The organism is Chryseobacterium sp. JV274, from assembly GCF_903969135.1.
GTDB lineage: Bacteria > Bacteroidota > Bacteroidia > Flavobacteriales > Weeksellaceae > Chryseobacterium.
Genome location: NZ_LR824569.1, coordinates 3,037,933 through 3,057,228 on the forward strand (window position 1 = coordinate 3,037,933; position 19,296 = coordinate 3,057,228).

Sequence of the window (19,296 nt, forward strand, 5' to 3'; positions counted from 1 at the left end):
AATAATCTGAAATAGTGTATTTTTGAAATAATGGATTTTCCTGTAACATTTCATATTTTCGGCAAAACAATTCTTGCACATCCACTTTTTGAGGCTGGAGGTATGTTTTTGGGTATGAGATATTATTTTTATTTGAAACGCAAGTCCAAAGAAAAACTTTCTTTCAACACCTCGGCTGCAGTTTTAATAGGGGCTACTGCTGGTGCTCTGATAGGTTCCAAGCTGATTGGTAATCTTGAAAACCCTTATACCTTATTTGAGAATTTTACAATCAAAAAGTTTTGGTCAAACAATACCATTGTCGGAGGCCTGGCCTTTGGATTATTGGGAGTAGAGCTGGCAAAGAAGATAGTGCATCATAAAGAAAGCACAGGAGATCTTATTGTTTTTCCTCTGATATTTGCTATTATTATAGGTAGAATAGGGTGTTTTCTCACTGGTATTTATGAAGAAACATATGGCATCCCTACTGATTCTGTTTTTGGAATGCATTTAGGAGACCAATACCTCAGGCATCCAGTTGCTTTGTATGAAATAGCTTTTTTAATTCTTCTGTGGGTGGGGTTAAAATATATTCAAAATCATAAGAAATACCCTTCCGGTTTTATTTTTCAGCTGTTTATGGTCAGCTATTTTACGTTTAGATTCTTTTTAGATTTTATAAAACCAAGGGCAGAGATCATGGGAAATATGGGTACAATTCAAATGGTCTGTATTTGCGTAATTATTTACTACATTTATAAAATCAAAAATACCAAGCCTTTATATTTAAAATATTCAAGATGAAAACTTTAACTATTTTAGAAGTCGGCAATCTGGCAGGTTTAGTCGTAATTATCGTTGGTGCAATTATTTTGGTTGCACTGGTTATTTCCCTTATTATCACTGTTATAACAAAACTTATTTACGAAAGAAAGGGAGACCGGAAATTTACCAAGAAACAATTTATTCAGACAATGCTTATATCCCTTCTGATCTGTGGATTGATCAGTGGTTATATTTGCGGAGGACTTTAAAAATTTTGCTATGCCAGTAAGAAATTATACCTATTACGATTATACAATCAGTCTTTGCCCGGAATGTCTTAAAAGGGTGGGCGCCAAGATCATTATTGAGGATGAAACTGTTTTTATGACCAAAAGATGCCCTGATCATGGTTTTTTTAAAACAAAAATAGCTTCAGATGTGCATTATTATAAAAACATCAGAAACTATAATAAAGCTTCTGAAATACCTTTACATTTCGGAACCGATGTAGAATATGGCTGCCCTTATGATTGTGGACTATGCGTAGATCATGAACAGCATAGCTGTCTTTCTATTGTAGAAGTTACAGATCGTTGTAATCTGACTTGTCCCACATGTTATGCGATGTCCTCTCCACATTATGGAAGTCATAGGAGTCTGGAGGAAATAGAGGCTATGTTTGATGTTATTGTAAAAAATGAAGGTGAACCGGATGTAGTGCAAATCAGTGGAGGAGAACCTACAATTCATCCGGAGTTTTTCAAAATCATGGATATTGCCAAGTCAAAACCAATCAAACATCTGATGCTGAATACCAACGGAATCAGAATTGCCAATGATCCGGGATTTGCTGAAAGATTGGCAACTTATGCCCCGGAGTTTGAAATATATCTTCAGTTTGATTCATTTAAACCTGAAGTACTGCAAGATTTCAGAGGAAAGGATCTTACTGCAGTCAGAATGAAAGCACTGGAAAAACTTAATGAGCTTAATCTTTCTACTACATTGGTTATTGTCCTTCAAAAAGACAAAAATATTGATGAAATAGGAAAAATTATAGAATTTGCCTTGAAGCAGAAATGTGTTAGAGGAATTACCTTCCAACCCGTTGAAATTGCTGGAAGAAACAGGGAAGATTCTGCCCATGAAAAGATTACTCTAACTGAGGTAAGACAGGAAATAATCAATCAGTTTCCGCTATTAAATTCTGATGATATTATTCCGGTACCATGTAATCCGGATGCTCTGGCTATGGGTTATATATTAAAACTTCAGGACGAAACGATTCCTTTAACCAGATATATCAATCCTGCAGATCTTCTGAATAATGAATCAAGAAATACTATTGTTTACGAACAGGATAAGGGATTACATATGCAACTGCTGGATATATTCAGTACGGGGATTTCTGTAGATAAAGTTCAGCCCAAGGTAAATCAGTTACTATGTTGTCTACCCGAAGTTTGTGCGCCGGATCTTGATTATGATAACCTGTTTAGAATAATCATTATGAATTTTATGGATGCACATGATTTTGATGTAAGAGCAGTGAAAAAATCATGCGTACACATTGTCAATAAAGACCTGAAGTTAATACCCTTTGAAACAATGAATCTTTTCTATAGAGATGAAAAAAAGGCTTATCTTGAAGAACTCAGAAAAGAAGATAAAGTATTATTTTGAACAGTATAAAAATAAAGCGTGAAATTAATTTCACGCTTTTATTATCATTAATTTCCGGGTTTATTTTACTTCTTTAACGCTTTCAAAAGTCATCACTTCTTCCAGTGTTTTCATGTATTCGTATGCCGTAAGGTCAAACTTTACCGGAACAATGGAAATATATCCGTTAGCCAAAGCTGTCTCATCAGCATCTTCGGAATCATCCATATTGTTGAAATAACCGGTCAGCCAGTAATATTTTTTACCGTGCGGGTTTATTCTTTCATCAAAGCTTTCTTCCCATTTTGCATGAGCCTGTTTACACACTTTTACACCTTTTATTTCTTCAGCCGGAAGTTTAGGAATATTCACATTCAGGACAATACCTTTTGGCATTGGGTTTTCCAGGGTTCTTCTTACGATATTCTGGATAAATTCTTTAGCCTGGGTAAAATCAGCTTCCCAGCTGAAGTCCAGTAATGAGAATCCTATCGCAGGAATTCCTTCTACACCTGCTTCTACAGCAGCGGACATTGTTCCCGAATAGATCACATTAATAGAAGAATTTGCTCCGTGATTGATTCCTGAAACTACAATATCAGGTCTTCTTTTCAGAATTTTATCAAGAGCCATTTTTACACAGTCTACAGGAGTTCCGCTGCAAGAAAAATCAGTCTGCGGACCATCCAGAGTAACTTCTTCGTAGCTTAGCGTAGAATTAATGGTAATAGCGTGGCCTTTTCCACTTTGAGGAGAGTTGGGGGCTACAACAACTACTTCTCCGATTTCATTCATAAAACTGATAAGATTTCTGATACCAGGAGCTGTAATTCCATCATCATTAGTAACCAGAATAAGTGGTCTTTCCATAAATTATCTTTAATATTTTTTATTCAAATAGAGTGAATTTGTTCATTTAAGAATTGAACAAATAGATTTTCAACACATCAAATGTAGGTAAAAATAAGACGTGATAAAACAGCTGTTTTATTATTAATTGTTGTGAATTCAGAATAGAGATTGCCCTATTTTAATTAAAAAATGAGGCTGTGAGCAGGAAAAAAGAAAAGTTTAAAGTTTAGAAAATAAATTAAGAATGAAGAAAAATTAATACATTGATTTGATCTCACATTCTCAAATATTAATTCCTGTTTCATTAATGGCCTCAGTACTTTACAGGTGCTTTTTCAGAAAGAATCTTATACTTCATCTGAAAAGCACCTGCTAAGCCTGATGGTTGTTCAATTTAAGTGGTTGTACAAAATAATAAACTAATCAAGAGGTTTTCTGCCTGTAATGATGTTATAAAGAATAACAATAATGGCAATGACCAGCAGAATGTGAATCAAATAACCCGTGCTGATGCCTGGGACTATTCCTAACATTCCTAAAAGCCAAACAACGATGCAGATGACTGCAATTAACCATAATAAACTTCTCATGACTTTACATTTTAAAGTTATTTGGTTAAATATCAGCATATTTTATGCCTTTATGGATGAAAATTGATTTTTGTGGTATCTGTTTTTAATTTCCAATGAGAAATACATGTTGCGGCCATTCCCTGAAAATGGAACGATAATTATTTCATTTTGGAGCTAAACTGCCTGATAATAGGAAATGGCTAACACTGTTATTATTATTTGCAGATCTATTTAATAAAAATGTTCAAAACTATCTGATAATTGCAAATAAGGTATTAAATTTGATCATTTGTAACAGTACCAAACTTACTGCTACTAATTATTATACTTATTTTAAAAAAATTAATAAATAAAGACAGTTTATGTGGAAAAATTTCAAACTGAATAAATTTTTACTTCTTATTCCATTAACCAGTCTAATGTTTTGTTTCAACTCGCCAAAGAATGACGATGAAAAGATGCAGACGATTATGGTGAGCGTAAAAAACACACTTTCTTATCTGCATTATAGCCCCAAGTCTATCAATGATGCCTATTCGAAGGACGTTTATAAGCATTATTTCGAATTGGTAGATCCTGCGAAAAGATATTTCCTGCAATCTGACATGGATGAATTCAACAAGCATGAGACAAAGCTTGACGATTATATCAGCCAGGGTGACCTTACATTCTACAAGCTTACGATTGACAGGCTATACCAGAGAGTGGATGAGATCGATAAAATAACACAGGATATTTTCAATAAGCCAATCAATCTTCAGGAAGATGAAACGCTTACTCTTGAGCCGAAACTCAAAAAGGTACCTTCCAACAAGCAGGAACAGTATAATGAGTGGAAAAAATTCATCAAGTACAATATCCTTCAGGAAGTAGAGTCGATGAACAGCAAAGAAGAAGCTCAGAAAGAAAAGAAAGACTCTGTTCAGAAATACAAGCTGAAAGATACGATCAAGTTTAAGCCTCTTACTCAGGATGAAAAGATCAAAAAAGCGACTGATGAAGTAAAAGATCTTGTAAAAGATACCTTTACCCGATTCAAAAAGAGAAAGAAAATGGATTGGTTTACCGTGTATATGAATGCCTATACAGAAGTATTTGATCCACATACCAACTATTATTCTCCAAAAGATAAAGAAGATTTTGATACTCAGTTTACCGGAAAAGTAATCGGTATCGGAGCATTGATTCAGGAGAAAAAAGGAAATCTTTACTTAGGAGCTCTTACCATTGGTGCACCGGCATGGAAGTCTAAGCAGCTTTCTGAGGGTGATAAAATTCTGAAAGTAAGGTCTAAACCGAAAGACGATGCTGTAAATGTAGTAGGAATGCTTTCTGATGAAGCTGTAAGACTGATCAGAGGAGAGAAAGGAACTCCGGTAACACTAACGGTTCAGAAAAAAGACGGTACCATCAAAGACGTAACAATGATTCGTGAAGAAGTAGCTATTGAAGACACTTTTGCAAGAAGTATCGTAGTGAACACTCCAAACGGAAAGAAATATGGTTTCATCAACCTTCCAAGTTTTAATGCTGATTTTGAAAATGCTAAAGGAAGAAATGCTTCTGATGATATTAAAAATGAGATCATTAAACTGAAAGAACAGAATATCCAGGGAATTATTCTTGACCTTAGAAATAATGGAGGAGGTTCTTTAACTGAAGTAGGGGATATTATGGGTCTTTTCATGGAAGCTGGACCTTATGTTCAGGTGAAAGACGGAAACGGGAAAATACAGACTCTTAAGAATAAAAATGAAACTCCTATCTGGACAGGTCCATTGGTGATTATGCAAAACGAGCTTTCTGCTTCGGCTTCAGAAATCCTTGCAGGAGTAATGCAGGATTATGGAAGAGCAATGATTATCGGATCTCCGCAGTCTTTCGGGAAAGGAACCGTTCAGACTTTTGTTGATCTGAACAGATTCCTGAATACAGAAGATGATTTCGGATCTTTAAAACTGACTATCCAGAAGTTCTACAGAATTACCGGAGAATCTACACAGAGAAAAGGTATCGTTTCTGATATCCAGATGAAAGACTTCTTTACCTATGCTGAAGTAGGAGAGCGATATGATGATTATGCATTGGCATGGGATAAAATTCCGCCTACGAAATTCCAGAAGCTTAACTATTTCAACATTCAGGCGCTGGAAAAAGCAAGTGCAGACAGAATGGCTAAAAACAGCAATTATCAGTTGTTATTAGAGTCTGCCCAGTGGAGAGAACAATTGGACAAAGAAGAAAATATCACTTTGAATATCACTAAGTTCAATGAACTAATGAAGAACAGAAAATCTCAGATTGAAAAGTTCAAAGCTTTAACTAAATTTGAGAACGGACTTCAGTTCATGATGTATCCAAGTGAAGTTGAAAGAGAGAAAAAAGACGAAGCTTTCAAAAAGAAATCTGAAATGTGGATCAAAAATCTGAAAAAAGATCTTTATCTGCAGGAAGCAATGAATATTGTATCAGATATGGGAGCGAAATCCTAAACATAAAAAACCCGCTAATGAAAATTAGCGGGTTTTTTTATTGAGTAAAAAGGCTTACTTAATTTCTACACATCCCACTCTTCCTCCTGCATTTCCAGTAGGCTGAGTATGGAAATCATCTGCAGCAGCATGTACAATAAGACCTTTGCCGATGATGTTTTTAGACTCATCAGTACAGCCCAGACACCATTTGTCTGTCTTGAAAGTCAGTGTTGCCGTTCCGCCCTCATCAGCAACCAGATTTCCTATATCTCCCATATGGAAATGTTCAGCACCCCATTTACCGTGATCATTTTTGGAAGGATTCCAGTGACCACCAGTAGAGGTTCCGTCTGCAGCAGAACAATCTCCTTTTTCATGAATGTGTACTGCATGGATTCCGGGAGTAAGGTTTGTTACATTCAGTTTCATGATCACGTCATTTCCCTGCTGGGTAAACTTTGCCGTTCCTCCTGTTTGTGTTCCGCTTTTGGCATTTACAGAATACATTTTTGTTGTTCCGCATGAAGCTGCTAAAAATGCAAATCCTGCCAATAATGCTAATGTTTGTACTTTCATTTTTTAAATGATTTAAAGTGATTTTATCCCTAAAATTATAAAAGATTTTCCAAAGCGCTTTATGATTCCAGTCTTTTTTTCAAAAGATACGGCGCAGTACAGCCGAAATCCAATAGGTTTTGGCCTCAGATTCTGCAGCTTTGTCAAGAATATTGCTTGCTTTAAAAAGAGATGAAAAAAGCTTATTTTTAACGGAGAAAGTAATTAATCTCTAACATCAAAAGAAGGAAGAAATAGAAAAAATGATTATTCTATATACATTTATCAGCGAAGAAAAACACCAGTCTCTTCTTGACCGGTATCTGCCTGTTTTTTCTGATGATATGAAAAGAGATATTCTGAGATACAGAAGATGGCAGGATGCACAGCTTTCTTTGCTGGGGAAGTTACTTTTACGGCATGGATTAAGAACTTTTTATAATATTCCGGAGGTGGAAATAGGTATTCTTCCCAACAAAAAGCCTTATTTGAAAGGACATAACCTTCATTTTAATATATCGCATTCCAAGGACCTTGTTGCCTGTGTCATTGCAGAATATCCTTTGGGAATAGATGTAGAATACAATGATCCGAAGGTCAGTTACCGGGATTTTATATTTCAGATGACTCCTAATGAGATGCAGGAAATTCAGGATGGCATGGATAAAATGAAAGGATTCTTCACCTATTGGACGAGAAAAGAAGCTGCTATAAAAGCACATGGAGGTGGGATGATACTTCCCTTAGATTCTTTTGAAGTAACTAATGGGGAGTGTGTTATTGAAGATGAGAAGTTCTTTATAAAAGAGATTTTTATTCACAAAGACTATCATAGCTATATGGCTTCTTCAGATCCAAAAATTAAAAATGTAGTCCCTCTTTTCAAACATTTTGAAGGAGATATCCTATAGTAAAAGCGGGTTCTTTATCTTTATTATAGCAATAAAAGACAACAGAATTCTGCCCCGGAAAAATATCTTTGTAAACTAACAACTTTGAATTGGAAGAATATAAAAAACGAATTGTAAAAACAATTCAATACATTGATAATCATATTGATTCGGATTTGTCTCTGGAGAAAGTTTCAGAGATAAGCGCTTATTCGCCTTTTCATTTCCACAGAATATTTAAGCTTGTCACCGGAGAGACTCTTCAGAGCTATATTATCAGGAAGAAAATAGAAAAAAGCGCCCTTCATCTGGCAATGCATAAAAATATGGAGATCAAAGAGATCTACTGGAATCTTGGATTTTCAAACCACTCAGCTTTCTGCAAAACATTCAAAAAATATTATGGTGTGCCCCCTACAGAATTCCGCAGGTCGGCTCCTGAAAAATTTCACAAGATTTTACAAACACATAGCAAGAACGGACAAATTGATACGGTTTTCAGCCAATACATTTGCAATATTGAAAACCTGTTAAATTGGACCAACATGAATTTAAAAATCGAAGTAAAAGAAATGCCAGAAATGAATCTGGCGTCTGTAATGAGCCTTGGAATTGCAAATGTGGAATCTTCTTTCAACGTATTAATAGATTGGGCGATAAAGAAGAATCTTTTTCCGCGGGAAAATGTGAAAATGATCGCTATATATCATGACAGCTGTAAGATTACCCCTCTTGACAAAGTAAGAATTCATGCCTGCATGCTCCTGGATGAAAAACTGAGGCAGCAGGAGGGCGAAGTATTTGCCGAAACTTTAGATGCGGGCAAATACATTGTAGGAAGTGGCGAAGTTACTTTGGATGACTTCGAGCAATGCTGGGTTTCTTTGTTTTTATGGATGAATGAAAACAAGTATACCACCAGAAAAACCTTTCCTTACGAAATCTATCACTCCAACTTTAAAGAACATCCGGAAGGAAAAATGATCGTTGATTTTTGTATTCCGATTCATTAATTTCCCATTCGGTAACAAAAGAATGCCTTTCGGTAACAATTTTTTTACGGGAAGGCATTTCTCATCCTATTTTTGACCCAGAAAACAATAAAAATGAAAACGCAAGGACAAAACATACTGCTTCTTATTTTCCTGATCGCTTCCATAATGGGATATTCGCAGGTGAAGATCTCAGGAAAAGTTTCCTTTAAAAACAAAGGGGTAAGTGAAGTAAACGTCACTCTGAAAGATACCTATGACGGGACAACCACAGATGCCCAAGGTAATTTTTCTTTTGAAACTTCAGAAAAAGGAGAGCATAAAATAACATTTACCCATCCGAAATATGAGAATATAGAAAGAACAGTTTCTATTGAAAATCAGGAAATTTCTTTGATTGTTGACCTTAAAGAACAGATCAGTGAGATTGATGCAGTAGTAGTTTCTGCGGGATCCATTGAAGCAAGTGATAAGAAAAGAGCAACAGCACTGCTTTCTCCAATAGATATTTACACCACAGCAGGAGCTGACGGGCAGATTTCTTCAGCTTTAACCTACCTTCCGGGAGTGCAGAAAGTAGGTGGAACAGAAGGTCTTTTTATCAGAGGTGGTACAGGAACGGAATCTAAAATTTTTATGGATGGAAGTCTTATCAATAATTATTTTTCAAATTCTGTTCCGGGAATTGCAGGAAGAGATCAGTTCAATACCTCACTTTTCAAAGGGAATATATTTTCAAGCGGCGGATATTCTGCATTATACGGACAGGCTCTTTCAGGAGCTTTGATGCTGGAAAGTGTTGATCTTCCGGATGAAAGTTCTTACAGCTTAGGTGTTTCACCTATTTTCCTGAGTGCCGGATTTCAGAAGCTTGGAGACAATAAAAACTATTCCTACGGCGCTACAGCAGGATATTCTATTTTAAGTCTGATGCAGAAAGTCTTTAATTTTAATACAGATTTTGTTGAAGCACCACAGGGTCTTAACGGAGATCTGAATTTCAGATTTAAAACAAAATCAGGGGGCTTTTTCAAATATTATGGGATGTTTAATTCCAATAAAATGGGAGTGAGATCGGAAAGCCTTGAACCCGGATATGATTTCAGTCTGGTAAAGCTTAACGGTAAAAATACATTTCATAATCTTTCCTTTAAACAGAAATTTGGAAAATACCTTCTGAATGTAGGGGGTTCTTACTCTTACAACAGATCTGATCTTCATTTTTCTACAGAAACCAATGATATTGAATCCAACAGAAGCCAGCTTCTTACAGACGGAAATTATTTTAACTTCAAAGCAGTTATTGAAAGAAAGATCAACAAAATCAGCGCTCTGAGAGGAGGATTTGAGTTGAATAATACGGATGAAAATCTGAACTTTGAAGCGGTGCAGAAATATTATAAGGATTTGATATCTTCTGCTTTTCTTGAAACAGATCTGGGATTCAGTAATGCATTGTCAGCGAAAATAGGAGTAAGAGCAGAGCACTCTTCTTTTTTAGGGAAGAATAATATTGCCCCTCGTTTTGCCATTGCTTACCGTCTGGCAAAAGACTGGACCACTTCCTTAGCGTATGGTCTCTTTTATCAGAATCCGGAAAGTAAATATATCAATGGTCCTGCAAATCTTGGTTTCCAGAAGTCTCAGCATTATATTTTTCAGGTTCAGAGAGCTTCGGAAGGAAGAACATTACGTTTTGAAGCGTTTTATAAAAAATATGACCAATTGATTAAAACATTTAATGTTAATCAGGATAAAGAACAGAATCAGCAGACTCAATCCGCATTAAACAACAGTGGATACGGATATGCAAAAGGAGTAGAATTTTTCTGGAGAGACAATAAAAAAACATTTGAGAATATTGATTATTGGATCAGCTACTCATACCTGAATTCTAAAAGAGATTTTCTTAATTATCCGGTTAGCCTGCAGCCAAGTTTTGCCGCGGAACACACCCTTTCTGCAGTGGCAAAAAGATTTATTCCGGAATGGAAGCTTGGAGTAAACTTATCGTATACCTATGCTAAAGGACGTCCTTATTATGATATTGCCTCTACGTTTGAGAACGGGAAAGCAATTAATTATACCAGAAATGAAGGGAGATTAAAAGATTATAATGCTTTGAATTTCAGTATCAATTATCTACCCAATATCGGTAAAAAAGATGCGAAAGCTTTTCCGGTGTTCGTATTGAGTGTCAGCAATATTTTAGGATCAAAGAATGTATATGGCTATAATTTCTCTGCAGACGGATCCAGAAGTTCTGCAATCGTTCCGCCAGTCAATACTTTTGTGTTCATTGGAGCATTTATAAGTTTCGGAGTAGATAAAACGGATGATGCCATCAATAATAATTTATAAAAAACATACCTTAGGGCAAACAAATAGACTAACTTTTAAAATTTGATATCATGAAAAAATACCTTTTAAGCTTTGCTTTAGCTTTTGTGAGCTTAACAGCTTTTGCACAGGCAGATTACGACAAAATAATGACTGAAAAAATCGGAAGAATTGAAGTCTGTAAAACATCGGAAGATTTCCAGACTCTGGCCAATGATTTCCAGAGGATAGGAAGTAAAGAAAGCACAAAATGGCTTCCGGCGTACTATTCGGCATTTTCTTATATCCAGAAAGGAAGAACCTTGATGAGAGACGGAAAAATGCAGGAACTGGATGCTATTGCAGATCAGGCCGAGAAACAACTGTCAATGGCACAGAATCTTGCCGGAGCAGATAATGCAGAAATTCACTTGCTGAGAAAAATGTCCTACTCACTGAGAATGATGGTAAATCCGGCACAGCGTTATATGACAGACGGAGCCAGAGCTGCTGAAGAACTTAATATTGCAGAAAAATTAGAGCCTGCAAATCCAAGAATTGCTCTTATCAAAGCAGAAGACGTTTATTTTACTCCTGAGCAGTACGGAGGAAGCAAAACCAAAGGACTGGAAATGTTCAAAGATGCACAGGCAAAATTTAAGACCTACAAACCTAAAACGGCATTAGATCCTAACTGGGGAAGAGGTGAAGCTGATTATTTTCTAAGCCTTCCGGCAGAAAAAGCGAAATAATACATTCTTTGCTTTACTTATAAATTAACCTTCATTCGTGAAGGTTTTTTTATACCGTTCAGGGAAGAAAATCAGCCCTTCGGTAAGAATTAATTTTTGATACCTTTAATAAAAACTAATTTTGAGTCAAGAAAACAGATCATGAAACGGAAATACTTTACCATATTACTTTGGACGTCATTAGGAACCACATTATTTTTCTTTTTGTTTTTTAATGATGAAAAGACTTTGAATTCTTTTCTGATCACGCTGCTTCTTTCAACCATGTATTCCTTTGTACTGGGGTTTGGAAACGGATTTATCAATGAATTTCTCAACAGAAAATTCCCATGGTCGGAAGCTACCCGAACGAGAGCGGTTTTAAGTATTGTTTCCATTATCATCGGGAACTTTATTCTGGTCTATTTCTGTAATTATATGAACTATGTGGTGATTCAGAAAACGGCTACCATACAAGAGTTTTTTTCTTCAAAGTATGGGGTAACGAATTGGTTTATGATCAATATTGCTCTTTTGATCTCTGCCTTTCTTCATGCTAAAAGCTTTATGGAAGAGCTGAAAAAGACTTCCAGAAAAGAAGTAGTAGAGCAGAAGCTAATCGCGAAATCAGCAAACGCTCAGTTTGAAAGTTTAAAAAATCAGCTGGATCCTCATTTCCTTTTCAATTCTCTGAATGTTTTAAGCTCACTGATTGATGAGAATCCGCGCCAAGCTCAGAAGTTTACCGCTTCAATGTCAAAGATTTACCGTTATGTACTTGAACAGAAAGATAAAGAGCTTGTAACGGTGGAAGATGAAATAGAATTTGCCAGAACATATTGTGACCTTTTGAAAACAAGATTTGAAGACAGTGTAGATTTTACTTTTGAAGTTGCCCGGGAAGATTACCAGAAATATGTTGTTCCGCTGTCTTTACAGCTGCTGCTGGAAAACTGTATCAAACATAATTTCGCTACGTCATCAAAACCTTTGATGATAAGAATTTTTTCAGCGGGAAATATACTTTGTATTGAAAATAACTTACAGGTAAGAGAGCAGATCAAAGAAAGTTCGGGAATTGGTCTTGCCAATATTGTACAGCGTTATTCTCTGCTTACCGATCGAAATGTATTCATAGAAAAGTCAGAGGATCATTTTAAAGTAAAACTTCCGATGCTTTTGAATAAACCGCAAGTTTCCAGTGCAAAACCTGAAGATGATTCTGCTGCGTACAAGCGTGCACAGAAGAGAGTAAAAGAAATGAAAAGCTTTTATATGAATCTTATTTCTTACTGCACTGTATGTTCCTTTTTAATCTTTATCAATCTTTACACCAGCAGCAGAAATCAGTGGTTTTGGTTTCCGGTACTGGGGTGGGGAATTGGGGTTGCTTCCCATGCCTTTCAGGTGTTTGGAGTAGGAGAATCATGGCAGGAAAAGAAGATTCGTGAAATTATGAACAAACAAAAAAAATAAAACGATGGAAAGATTTGACGAAAATGATATTGAATACCAACGTGCCAGAAGAGAGGTAGAACGGTTACGTGGATTTTACGGACATTTATTCGCTTATATCGCAGTGAATGCTATGATCGTTGTATACAACTGTATGAACCTGAAACCCGGTGAAAGTTATTTTCAGTTTAAAAACTTTTTTACAGCCACTTTCTGGGGAATAGGAGTTGCAGCACACGCTGTTACGGTTTTTTTACCCCGTATTAATTTTATCAGGAAATGGGAAGACCATAAGATTAAAGAACTCATGGATAAGCAGAAAAATCATTAAAGGAATTTCCTTTTTTATTCAAACACTTTTAATTTTAAAAACTCATTAAAGATGAACACTTTGTCAACGCTATTCTACATTTCAATGGCCGCCTGGTTTCTTACAGAATTTCTTTACAAAAACATGTTGAAATCCGGTAAAGAAGATCAAAAGAACAAAGATAAATCAACATTGAATATTCTATGGCTTGCCATTCCTTTTTCTATAATGAGTTCGATATTCATATCTTATAACACTCATTTTACGATTGCTGCAGGAATTTGGATTCTTTATCTGGGAGAACTCCTCATTCTTACCGGAATTATTTTCAGATATATGATCATCAGATCCCTGGGAAAATATTTTACCGTAGATGTTACCATCAGACAGGATCATAAAATCAAAAAAGAAGGGTTTTATAAATATCTGAGACATCCTTCTTATGCCTTTTCCCTGCTAACCTCTCTTGGTCTTGGTTTGTATTTGAATAACTGGCTGTCTTTAGTCTTTGCTTTTGTACCTCCGTTTTTAGCCTTCGCCCACAGGATTAAGATCGAAGAACAGGCTTTGGTAGAGCAGTTCGGTGATGAATATATTGAATACAGAAAAAGTACAAAGAAGCTGATCCCGTTTATCTATTAATTACCCGTTTTTACGATTCGGATAGCATAATCTACCATTCGGTAATATAAAATTGATTTGACCCCTTTTCCTGAACTACCTTTGATTCAAGAAAAAAACAAATTAACCTTTTAAAACAAAACATTATGGAAATTTTACCAAATAAAGAGACCATTGCTTACAGAAAAGCATCCAGAAGAGTGAAAGAATTAAAAGAATTTTATGGAAATCTTACTTCTTATTGTATTGTTATTCCATTTCTGGCAATACTGAATCTTATGACCGCTCCCGGATACCTGTGGTTTTTATGGCCGGCGCTGGGCTGGGGAATAGGAATTGCGTTTCATGCAATAAATGTATTCGGAATTGGAAAAAGCTGGGAAGAAAGAAAGATAAAAGAACTGATGGAGAAAGAGGAAAAAGGAAAAATAAAAACATTCTAACAATAATCATAACTAAAAACTTACACGATCATGAATTACGAAACTGCAAGCACAAGAACGAACAACATCAGAAAATTCTATAAAAGCATTTTTATATTTGCAATCTTTGCTGCTCTTATCATTCCGGATGATATTTTTGGCGAAAAGATTATTAATTTTCGATTGTTTGACCGATATACTATCCTTGGGATCTGGGGATTTATTATTCTCATTAAAGCCGTAAAACTGTTTCTTTTTGATTCTGAATGGGAAAGAAATATGATTGAAAAAGAGCTTGAGAAGGAGAAAAAGCCAATAAAATATTAAAATATGCCCGCTTTTATCTAACTTTATTTCCTAAAATCTAAAAACCAAAATTAAAGCTCAATGATCAAAACTGTCATTATAGAAGATGAAAAACCTGCTTCAAGGAAATTAGAACGTATGCTGAGTAATTTTCCTGAAATAGAGATCGTTGCGAAAATAGAATCAGTAGAAGAAGGAGTTGTCTGGTTTTCTGAAAACGAACATCCGCAGCTGATCTTTTCTGATATTGTTTTAGGTGACGGACTGTCCTTTGATATCTTTGAAAAAATTCCAACGAAAGGATTCATCATCTATACCACGGCTTTTGATCAGTATACACTGAAAGCTTTTAAGCTGAACAGTATTGATTATCTTTTAAAACCTATTCTTGATGAAGATCTGGAAGGCGCAGTAGAGAAGTTTAAATCCTTTATTCCTGCCAATGATACGAATGGTTCTCAGGATATCAAACAGCTGATCAGAAAAGAGAAATCTACACTGTCCAGAGTTCTGGTAAAAATCGGGTATAACCTTAAAATTATCCAGACTCAGGAAATAAGCTGTTTTTTCAGTGAGAATAAAATCGTTTATCTTCAGACAGAAGACCGTATCTATCCATCAGATTTTACACTTGATGAGCTGGAAGATGTTCTGGATGAGAAAAAATTTTTCAGAGTAAACAGACAGTTTATTGTAAGCTCAGATTATATTAAAAATATCCATACATCACCTTATTATAAAGTGGATATGGAGTTTCAGCCTGAAGAAGAAATTACAGTAAGCAGAGACCGCGTCAAAGACTTCAAAGATTGGCTGGTCAGTTGATAAAAAAGGAAGAAATTTCCTCATCATACAAAAACAAACACCATGGATCTTATATTATTGATTTTTAAACTGTTCCTTTCCCTCTTTTATGCCTGAAAACAGGAATTGTCAGGAGTTATAAAAGTTACTGGCAGATTGTACAAACTGGTGAAAGGCTTCTGTGACTTCTTTCTTATGCTTATGAGCAAGAGGAAACGGAACCATATGGGAATACTCATACGGGAAATCTTTGATTTCTACTTCTACATTAATGTTCCTGTAGCCTCCACGTAAAGTATTCAACGCTTCTATTGGAGGGGCAACACTATCTTTTTCCAGGACATACGCTTTTATCTGGGACTGAATTTCATGAATTCTTTCTTCTCTTTCCCTTTGAAAATAATTGTAGCGAAGCATTTTTTTGAACCAGCTTTCCTGCGGATGAAGTTCTTCATTCTGATAATGTTTCAAACGGGTATCTGATTTAAAATCAGAACTCAGCAGCTCTGTGAAGACAGACTGCATTTTAATAGTAGCCTGAGTATCCATGATGTATTTGGATATCGGAAACATCCTGTCAATAGTCATTCCTCCACAAAAACAGAAAACTTTAGACCGGGTAAAGTAATGGTTCGGATCTGCCATTTTAATGATCATTGAAAGAAAAGATCCAATAGAATATCCAAATAAATCCAGATCTGCTTCTGGGGAAATCCCTTTTATTTTATTGTTTTTAATCTCTTTTACTACTTCAGTAATATCAGAATAAGTCTGCAGGCCGGACCAGAATATTCTTTGAGGATGTGCTTCCAGCCTTGAGCTTATCGCAGCATTCACATAGGAGAAATTCATATTTTCCGGATATTTTTTCCTCCTGAAACGAACCACTTCCATCATGTGATGACGGTCACTCCAGATAGGTTCTGCACGATCCATATGAAAAGCAATAGGAAACAGAATAACGGCTTTCTGTGTTCTCTGGGCCAGTTCATATGCCCATGGCAGATATTTGTCCCATTTCTTTTCATTCAGGCCATGGAAGAAAAAAATACACCCTTTGACGGTTTCTATATCCGCTCTCTTCAGTATATAATATGTAAACCTTTTATTGCATTCAATATCGAAATCCTTGATGTCCACTGCAGGCTGACCATAAAAAAGATACCCTTTTTCACTGATTTCCAGTAATTGCTGGTGGGTGATGCAATGTTGATGTTCCGAACCATAAAGCAGATCAGAAACCTTCGATTCAAAAGGAACAGCCTCAATAGTTACATTTAATTCCTTTATTTCAACCCTGTCTTTTCCGGAATCAAAATGACTTTTCAAAACTTCATACAATTCATAATATTCCATAGTACGACAATTGAAGGGATTCATATTTAGAACTATCAATTTAGAGAATTATTGCTATAATATGTTGATTTTTAAGAGTTAAATGTATTCTAGGCATAGGAGAAAAAATAAACCCCGGAACAGTCTTATTCCGGGGCAGTAGATATATAAATTGATAAGGATGTTTACTCTTTTGCTTCCGCTTTTTTTCCGTTTTCCTGGATGGTAGCAGCTGTAAAGATGATCATGACAATGCACAAGATAAGATCTGCTTTTTCAGGGTGAAAGATTTCCTGGTAGATATTGTAGCCTACAAGTATTGAGACAAAAAAGATAAGAGCATTGTTAGCGGATGCATATTGGTTTTTAATTGTTGTTTTCATAATGATGTTTTTTATTGTTATTTATCCAGTAAGTATGACAATTCAAAATACGTTACAACAATTTTCAAAATAATAATCAATAATTACATAACTATCTGTAATCAATCCTGTTAGATTCAGTGTCTTCAAGCTGTTTAAGGATGGATTCCGGAATTTCATCGCTGTCAATGGGAAAGCTGATAGAGTCGGAAATAAAGTTTTTTCTGTCTGCTTTTCTGAAGATTTCAAACAAGGCTATCGGCTCCTGATTGAAACTGATACAGGTACTTATAAAGTGGATTTCGTGGAGTTTATAGTCAGGATTCTTAAGTTTTTCTTTAATATCTTTAATTCTTGAAATAAAATGCCGCTGGCGGATAAAAGTGTTGCTGTTCATAATGATAAAAACATAGTCGGAATAAGCTGTTACCTTACCAAAATACTTATGCTGGTCACCACCGCTTCTTTCAATAAAATATTCTCCGGTTGTCTCCGATTTATAAATTTCCATCGCAGAGCGCCATATACGGTCTTCTTTTGCCATTAAAGGATTGTCAGGAAGATTTCTGTTATAAGAGTACCAGCAGCCTACCAGGCGGTCCAGAAGAGCGGTATTCAGATTTACATTATTCATCTCAATCCTGAGATCATTAAAGTTGAAAGACTCTGTAGTGGAATTGATGAAGTCTATATAATTGGAGTAACCCAGAACTTTGACAATTAGACTCAGTTTTGCAAGGTTCGGTCTGCTCAGAACAGCATTTTCATTTTGCCTGAATTTTTTCAGTTTATTGATAATCAGGTGTTCATACAGGTAATTAGTCCCCAGAAGATCTGGTTCTTTTTTAATTTCTTTCTCTGAATGATCATTGATAATGAGCTCATTCAGTTCTGCGCTGATGTAGGACCATTCGGTTTTGGTAACGTCTTCCCAATGGTTTTTCTTTAAAAAATGGCGGCTTAAGAAATTCATCAGTTTTTCAAGATGCAGTATATCTTCCTTTTTCATCTGTTTATTTTTTATGGTCAGATTCGTTTTAGTTTTATAAGACTAATTTAAGATTTTTATCAAGCCAAAAAAGACTTTTGAGAGATTTTTATATTTTAAAATCCATTGATATTTGAATAGAAAACAAAATTTAAAACAATGGAAACAAGAATGTTATTAAAAGATGAATCCCTCTGGAACCGGATACAGGGATTTTCGCTGGATGCTCCCGGCGTTGCTTTCCCTTTTTCAAAAAAACTGGCAAAAGAAGAAAGCTGGAGCCTTGATTTTGCAAAAAAAGCGATAGAAGAATATAAAAAGTTTGTCTATCTCTGCTGTATTCTTCCCAACGGGGCCTCTCCCAGCGAAATAGTGGATAAAGTATGGCATCTGCATCTGATCTACACCCAGAATTATTGGGAAGAATTCTGTCCGAATATTTTAAAAAGACCGCTTCACCATTATCCTTCTAAAGGAGGAAACACAGAAAGAGTGAAGCATGAGAATTGGTTTGAAGATACGATGTCCGGCTACAGGAACATATTTCAGCAGGAAGCACCCGAAGAAATATGGAAAGGGAAAAAGAAAGAATCTAAAGTAAGACGCTGGATGAAAAAGATGGCCTTTTTTTCTCCAATTTTTATTTTATTGCTGCTGTTTTCCTGTACAGAAGGAGGAGGATTCACCGGATTGTTGGTCACGGCAGTGATTTTTGCCATTATTTTTATTTTGGGAACAATAACCTCAATCATAGGAGATGGTGAAATTTCCGATCCTAATAGAAAGGATAAGCAAAGCAATGATGGAGGAGGAGGTGGAAGCTGCGGAGGATCGAGCTGCAGCGGAGGAGGTGGTTGTGGCGGAGGCTGTGGTGGTTGTGGGGGATGTGGAGGATAAAA

General features: G+C 35.8%; 21 protein-coding genes. 15 read left to right on the top strand and 6 right to left on the bottom strand.

The annotated features are described in order from the left end of the window. Window positions 1-30: 30 nt before the first annotated feature. From CHRYMOREF3P_RS13985 to CHRYMOREF3P_RS13995, 3 genes are read left to right on the top strand one after another with little or no spacing between them, the layout of a single operon-like run. Window positions 31-786 (top strand): prolipoprotein diacylglyceryl transferase, encoded by a 756-nt coding sequence (locus tag CHRYMOREF3P_RS13985; RefSeq protein WP_180564878.1) that lies wholly within the window; start codon window positions 31-33, stop codon window positions 784-786. Further along, on the top strand, window positions 783-1,016 hold the full coding sequence (locus CHRYMOREF3P_RS13990) for a hypothetical protein (RefSeq protein ID WP_180564879.1): 234 nt from the start codon (window positions 783-785) through the stop codon (window positions 1,014-1,016). Before CHRYMOREF3P_RS13985 ends, CHRYMOREF3P_RS13990 begins: the two co-directional genes overlap by 4 nt. A 10-nt stretch (window positions 1,017-1,026) precedes the next feature. Next, entirely contained in the window at window positions 1,027-2,430 is a 1,404-nt protein-coding gene (locus CHRYMOREF3P_RS13995; protein ID WP_077413237.1) for a radical SAM protein, read from the top strand. Between the two features lie 60 nt (window positions 2,431-2,490). Here the strand turns inward: CHRYMOREF3P_RS13995 and surE are convergent, their stop codons facing one another. Further along, window positions 2,491-3,279: a 5'/3'-nucleotidase SurE gene (gene surE, locus CHRYMOREF3P_RS14000; RefSeq protein ID WP_077413238.1), complete on the bottom strand. Its 789-nt coding sequence runs from the start codon at window positions 3,277-3,279 to the stop codon at window positions 2,491-2,493. Window positions 3,280-3,680: 401 nt separating this feature from the next. After that, window positions 3,681-3,851 carry a lmo0937 family membrane protein gene (locus tag CHRYMOREF3P_RS14005; protein ID WP_047380070.1) on the bottom strand — a complete coding sequence of 57 codons (171 nt, stop codon included), beginning with the start codon at window positions 3,849-3,851 and terminating at the stop codon, window positions 3,681-3,683. A gap of 344 nt (window positions 3,852-4,195) precedes the next feature. Here CHRYMOREF3P_RS14005 and CHRYMOREF3P_RS14010 point away from each other — a divergent pair, with 344 nt between their 5' ends. Continuing rightward, complete coding sequence (locus tag CHRYMOREF3P_RS14010; RefSeq protein WP_077413240.1) at window positions 4,196-6,325, top strand: carboxy terminal-processing peptidase; 2,130 nt, start codon at window positions 4,196-4,198, stop codon at window positions 6,323-6,325. A gap of 54 nt (window positions 6,326-6,379) precedes the next feature. Here the strand turns inward: CHRYMOREF3P_RS14010 and CHRYMOREF3P_RS14015 are convergent, their stop codons facing one another. Beyond that, complete coding sequence (locus CHRYMOREF3P_RS14015) at window positions 6,380-6,883, bottom strand: superoxide dismutase family protein (RefSeq protein ID WP_077413241.1); 504 nt, start codon at window positions 6,881-6,883, stop codon at window positions 6,380-6,382. Between the two features lie 242 nt (window positions 6,884-7,125). Here CHRYMOREF3P_RS14015 and CHRYMOREF3P_RS14020 point away from each other — a divergent pair, with 242 nt between their 5' ends. From CHRYMOREF3P_RS14020 to CHRYMOREF3P_RS14065, 10 genes are all read left to right on the top strand, one after another. Next, window positions 7,126-7,773, top strand: coding sequence for a 4'-phosphopantetheinyl transferase family protein (locus CHRYMOREF3P_RS14020; protein WP_180564880.1), 648 nt, complete (start codon window positions 7,126-7,128; stop codon window positions 7,771-7,773). 89 nt (window positions 7,774-7,862) lie between these two features. Further along, complete coding sequence (locus CHRYMOREF3P_RS14025) at window positions 7,863-8,765, top strand: GyrI-like domain-containing protein (protein ID WP_180564881.1); 903 nt, start codon at window positions 7,863-7,865, stop codon at window positions 8,763-8,765. A gap of 93 nt (window positions 8,766-8,858) precedes the next feature. After that, window positions 8,859-11,105: a TonB-dependent receptor gene (locus CHRYMOREF3P_RS14030; RefSeq protein ID WP_077413244.1), complete on the top strand. Its 2,247-nt coding sequence runs from the start codon at window positions 8,859-8,861 to the stop codon at window positions 11,103-11,105. Window positions 11,106-11,155: 50 nt separating this feature from the next. Further along, on the top strand, window positions 11,156-11,815 hold the full coding sequence (locus CHRYMOREF3P_RS14035) for a hypothetical protein (protein ID WP_077413245.1): 660 nt from the start codon (window positions 11,156-11,158) through the stop codon (window positions 11,813-11,815). Between the two features lie 141 nt (window positions 11,816-11,956). Further along, window positions 11,957-13,270 (top strand): 2TM domain-containing protein, encoded by a 1,314-nt coding sequence (locus tag CHRYMOREF3P_RS14040; protein ID WP_077413246.1) that lies wholly within the window; start codon window positions 11,957-11,959, stop codon window positions 13,268-13,270. Between the two features lie 4 nt (window positions 13,271-13,274). Beyond that, window positions 13,275-13,580: a 2TM domain-containing protein gene (locus tag CHRYMOREF3P_RS14045; RefSeq protein WP_077413247.1), complete on the top strand. Its 306-nt coding sequence runs from the start codon at window positions 13,275-13,277 to the stop codon at window positions 13,578-13,580. 51 nt (window positions 13,581-13,631) lie between these two features. Further along, window positions 13,632-14,201, top strand: coding sequence for a methyltransferase family protein (locus tag CHRYMOREF3P_RS14050; RefSeq protein ID WP_180564882.1), 570 nt, complete (start codon window positions 13,632-13,634; stop codon window positions 14,199-14,201). Between the two features lie 125 nt (window positions 14,202-14,326). Continuing rightward, a complete protein-coding gene (locus CHRYMOREF3P_RS14055; protein ID WP_047380084.1) occupies window positions 14,327-14,623 on the top strand; it encodes a 2TM domain-containing protein in 297 nt (98 codons plus the stop codon). A gap of 30 nt (window positions 14,624-14,653) precedes the next feature. After that, window positions 14,654-14,929, top strand: coding sequence for a 2TM domain-containing protein (locus tag CHRYMOREF3P_RS14060; protein WP_077413249.1), 276 nt, complete (start codon window positions 14,654-14,656; stop codon window positions 14,927-14,929). Window positions 14,930-14,989: 60 nt separating this feature from the next. Continuing rightward, entirely contained in the window at window positions 14,990-15,733 is a 744-nt protein-coding gene (locus CHRYMOREF3P_RS14065) for a LytR/AlgR family response regulator transcription factor (RefSeq protein ID WP_077413250.1), read from the top strand. 108 nt (window positions 15,734-15,841) lie between these two features. Here CHRYMOREF3P_RS14065 and CHRYMOREF3P_RS14070 read toward each other — a convergent pair whose 3' ends face one another. The 3 genes from CHRYMOREF3P_RS14070 to CHRYMOREF3P_RS14080 all read right to left on the bottom strand — a co-directional run bounded on the left by CHRYMOREF3P_RS14070 (window position 15,842) and on the right by CHRYMOREF3P_RS14080 (window position 18,418). Next, window positions 15,842-17,068, bottom strand: a complete 1,227-nt coding sequence (locus tag CHRYMOREF3P_RS14070) for a DUF6051 family protein (RefSeq protein WP_180564883.1) — start codon at window positions 17,066-17,068, stop codon at window positions 15,842-15,844. Window positions 17,069-17,232: 164 nt separating this feature from the next. Next, on the bottom strand, window positions 17,233-17,430 hold the full coding sequence (locus CHRYMOREF3P_RS14075) for a hypothetical protein (protein WP_077413252.1): 198 nt from the start codon (window positions 17,428-17,430) through the stop codon (window positions 17,233-17,235). A 91-nt stretch (window positions 17,431-17,521) separates the two neighbouring features. Beyond that, window positions 17,522-18,418 carry a hypothetical protein gene (locus tag CHRYMOREF3P_RS14080; RefSeq protein ID WP_077413253.1) on the bottom strand — a complete coding sequence of 299 codons (897 nt, stop codon included), beginning with the start codon at window positions 18,416-18,418 and terminating at the stop codon, window positions 17,522-17,524. 138 nt (window positions 18,419-18,556) lie between these two features. Here CHRYMOREF3P_RS14080 and CHRYMOREF3P_RS14085 point away from each other — a divergent pair, with 138 nt between their 5' ends. Further along, entirely contained in the window at window positions 18,557-19,294 is a 738-nt protein-coding gene (locus CHRYMOREF3P_RS14085) for a glycine-rich domain-containing protein (protein WP_180564884.1), read from the top strand. Window positions 19,295-19,296: the final 2 nt, after the last annotated feature.

Excerpts from the sequence above, each read along its gene's own strand:
- CHRYMOREF3P_RS14005 (WP_047380070.1), bottom strand. The coding sequence starts at position 3,851 with ATGAGAAGTTTATTATGGTTAATTGCAGTCATCTGCATCGTTGTTTGG.
- CHRYMOREF3P_RS14085 (WP_180564884.1), top strand. The coding sequence starts at position 18,557 with ATGGAAACAAGAATGTTATTAAAAGATGAATCCCTCTGGAACCGGATA.
- CHRYMOREF3P_RS14080 (WP_077413253.1), bottom strand. The coding sequence starts at position 18,418 with ATGAAAAAGGAAGATATACTGCATCTTGAAAAACTGATGAATTTCTTA.
- CHRYMOREF3P_RS14050 (WP_180564882.1), top strand. The coding sequence starts at position 13,632 with ATGAACACTTTGTCAACGCTATTCTACATTTCAATGGCCGCCTGGTTT.
- CHRYMOREF3P_RS14040 (WP_077413246.1), top strand. The coding sequence starts at position 11,957 with ATGAAACGGAAATACTTTACCATATTACTTTGGACGTCATTAGGAACC.
- CHRYMOREF3P_RS14055 (WP_047380084.1), top strand. The coding sequence starts at position 14,327 with ATGGAAATTTTACCAAATAAAGAGACCATTGCTTACAGAAAAGCATCC.
- CHRYMOREF3P_RS14060 (WP_077413249.1), top strand. The coding sequence starts at position 14,654 with ATGAATTACGAAACTGCAAGCACAAGAACGAACAACATCAGAAAATTC.
- CHRYMOREF3P_RS14035 (WP_077413245.1), top strand. The coding sequence starts at position 11,156 with ATGAAAAAATACCTTTTAAGCTTTGCTTTAGCTTTTGTGAGCTTAACA.
- CHRYMOREF3P_RS14020 (WP_180564880.1), top strand. The coding sequence starts at position 7,126 with ATGATTATTCTATATACATTTATCAGCGAAGAAAAACACCAGTCTCTT.
- CHRYMOREF3P_RS14015 (WP_077413241.1), bottom strand. The coding sequence starts at position 6,883 with ATGAAAGTACAAACATTAGCATTATTGGCAGGATTTGCATTTTTAGCA.
- CHRYMOREF3P_RS13995 (WP_077413237.1), top strand. The coding sequence starts at position 1,027 with ATGCCAGTAAGAAATTATACCTATTACGATTATACAATCAGTCTTTGC.
- CHRYMOREF3P_RS14070 (WP_180564883.1), bottom strand. The coding sequence starts at position 17,068 with ATGGAATATTATGAATTGTATGAAGTTTTGAAAAGTCATTTTGATTCC.
- CHRYMOREF3P_RS14010 (WP_077413240.1), top strand. The coding sequence starts at position 4,196 with ATGTGGAAAAATTTCAAACTGAATAAATTTTTACTTCTTATTCCATTA.
- CHRYMOREF3P_RS13985 (WP_180564878.1), top strand. The coding sequence starts at position 31 with ATGGATTTTCCTGTAACATTTCATATTTTCGGCAAAACAATTCTTGCA.
- CHRYMOREF3P_RS14030 (WP_077413244.1), top strand. The coding sequence starts at position 8,859 with ATGAAAACGCAAGGACAAAACATACTGCTTCTTATTTTCCTGATCGCT.
- CHRYMOREF3P_RS14075 (WP_077413252.1), bottom strand. The coding sequence starts at position 17,430 with ATGAAAACAACAATTAAAAACCAATATGCATCCGCTAACAATGCTCTT.
- CHRYMOREF3P_RS13990 (WP_180564879.1), top strand. The coding sequence starts at position 783 with ATGAAAACTTTAACTATTTTAGAAGTCGGCAATCTGGCAGGTTTAGTC.
- CHRYMOREF3P_RS14045 (WP_077413247.1), top strand. The coding sequence starts at position 13,275 with ATGGAAAGATTTGACGAAAATGATATTGAATACCAACGTGCCAGAAGA.
- surE (WP_077413238.1), bottom strand. The coding sequence starts at position 3,279 with ATGGAAAGACCACTTATTCTGGTTACTAATGATGATGGAATTACAGCT.
- CHRYMOREF3P_RS14065 (WP_077413250.1), top strand. The coding sequence starts at position 14,990 with ATGATCAAAACTGTCATTATAGAAGATGAAAAACCTGCTTCAAGGAAA.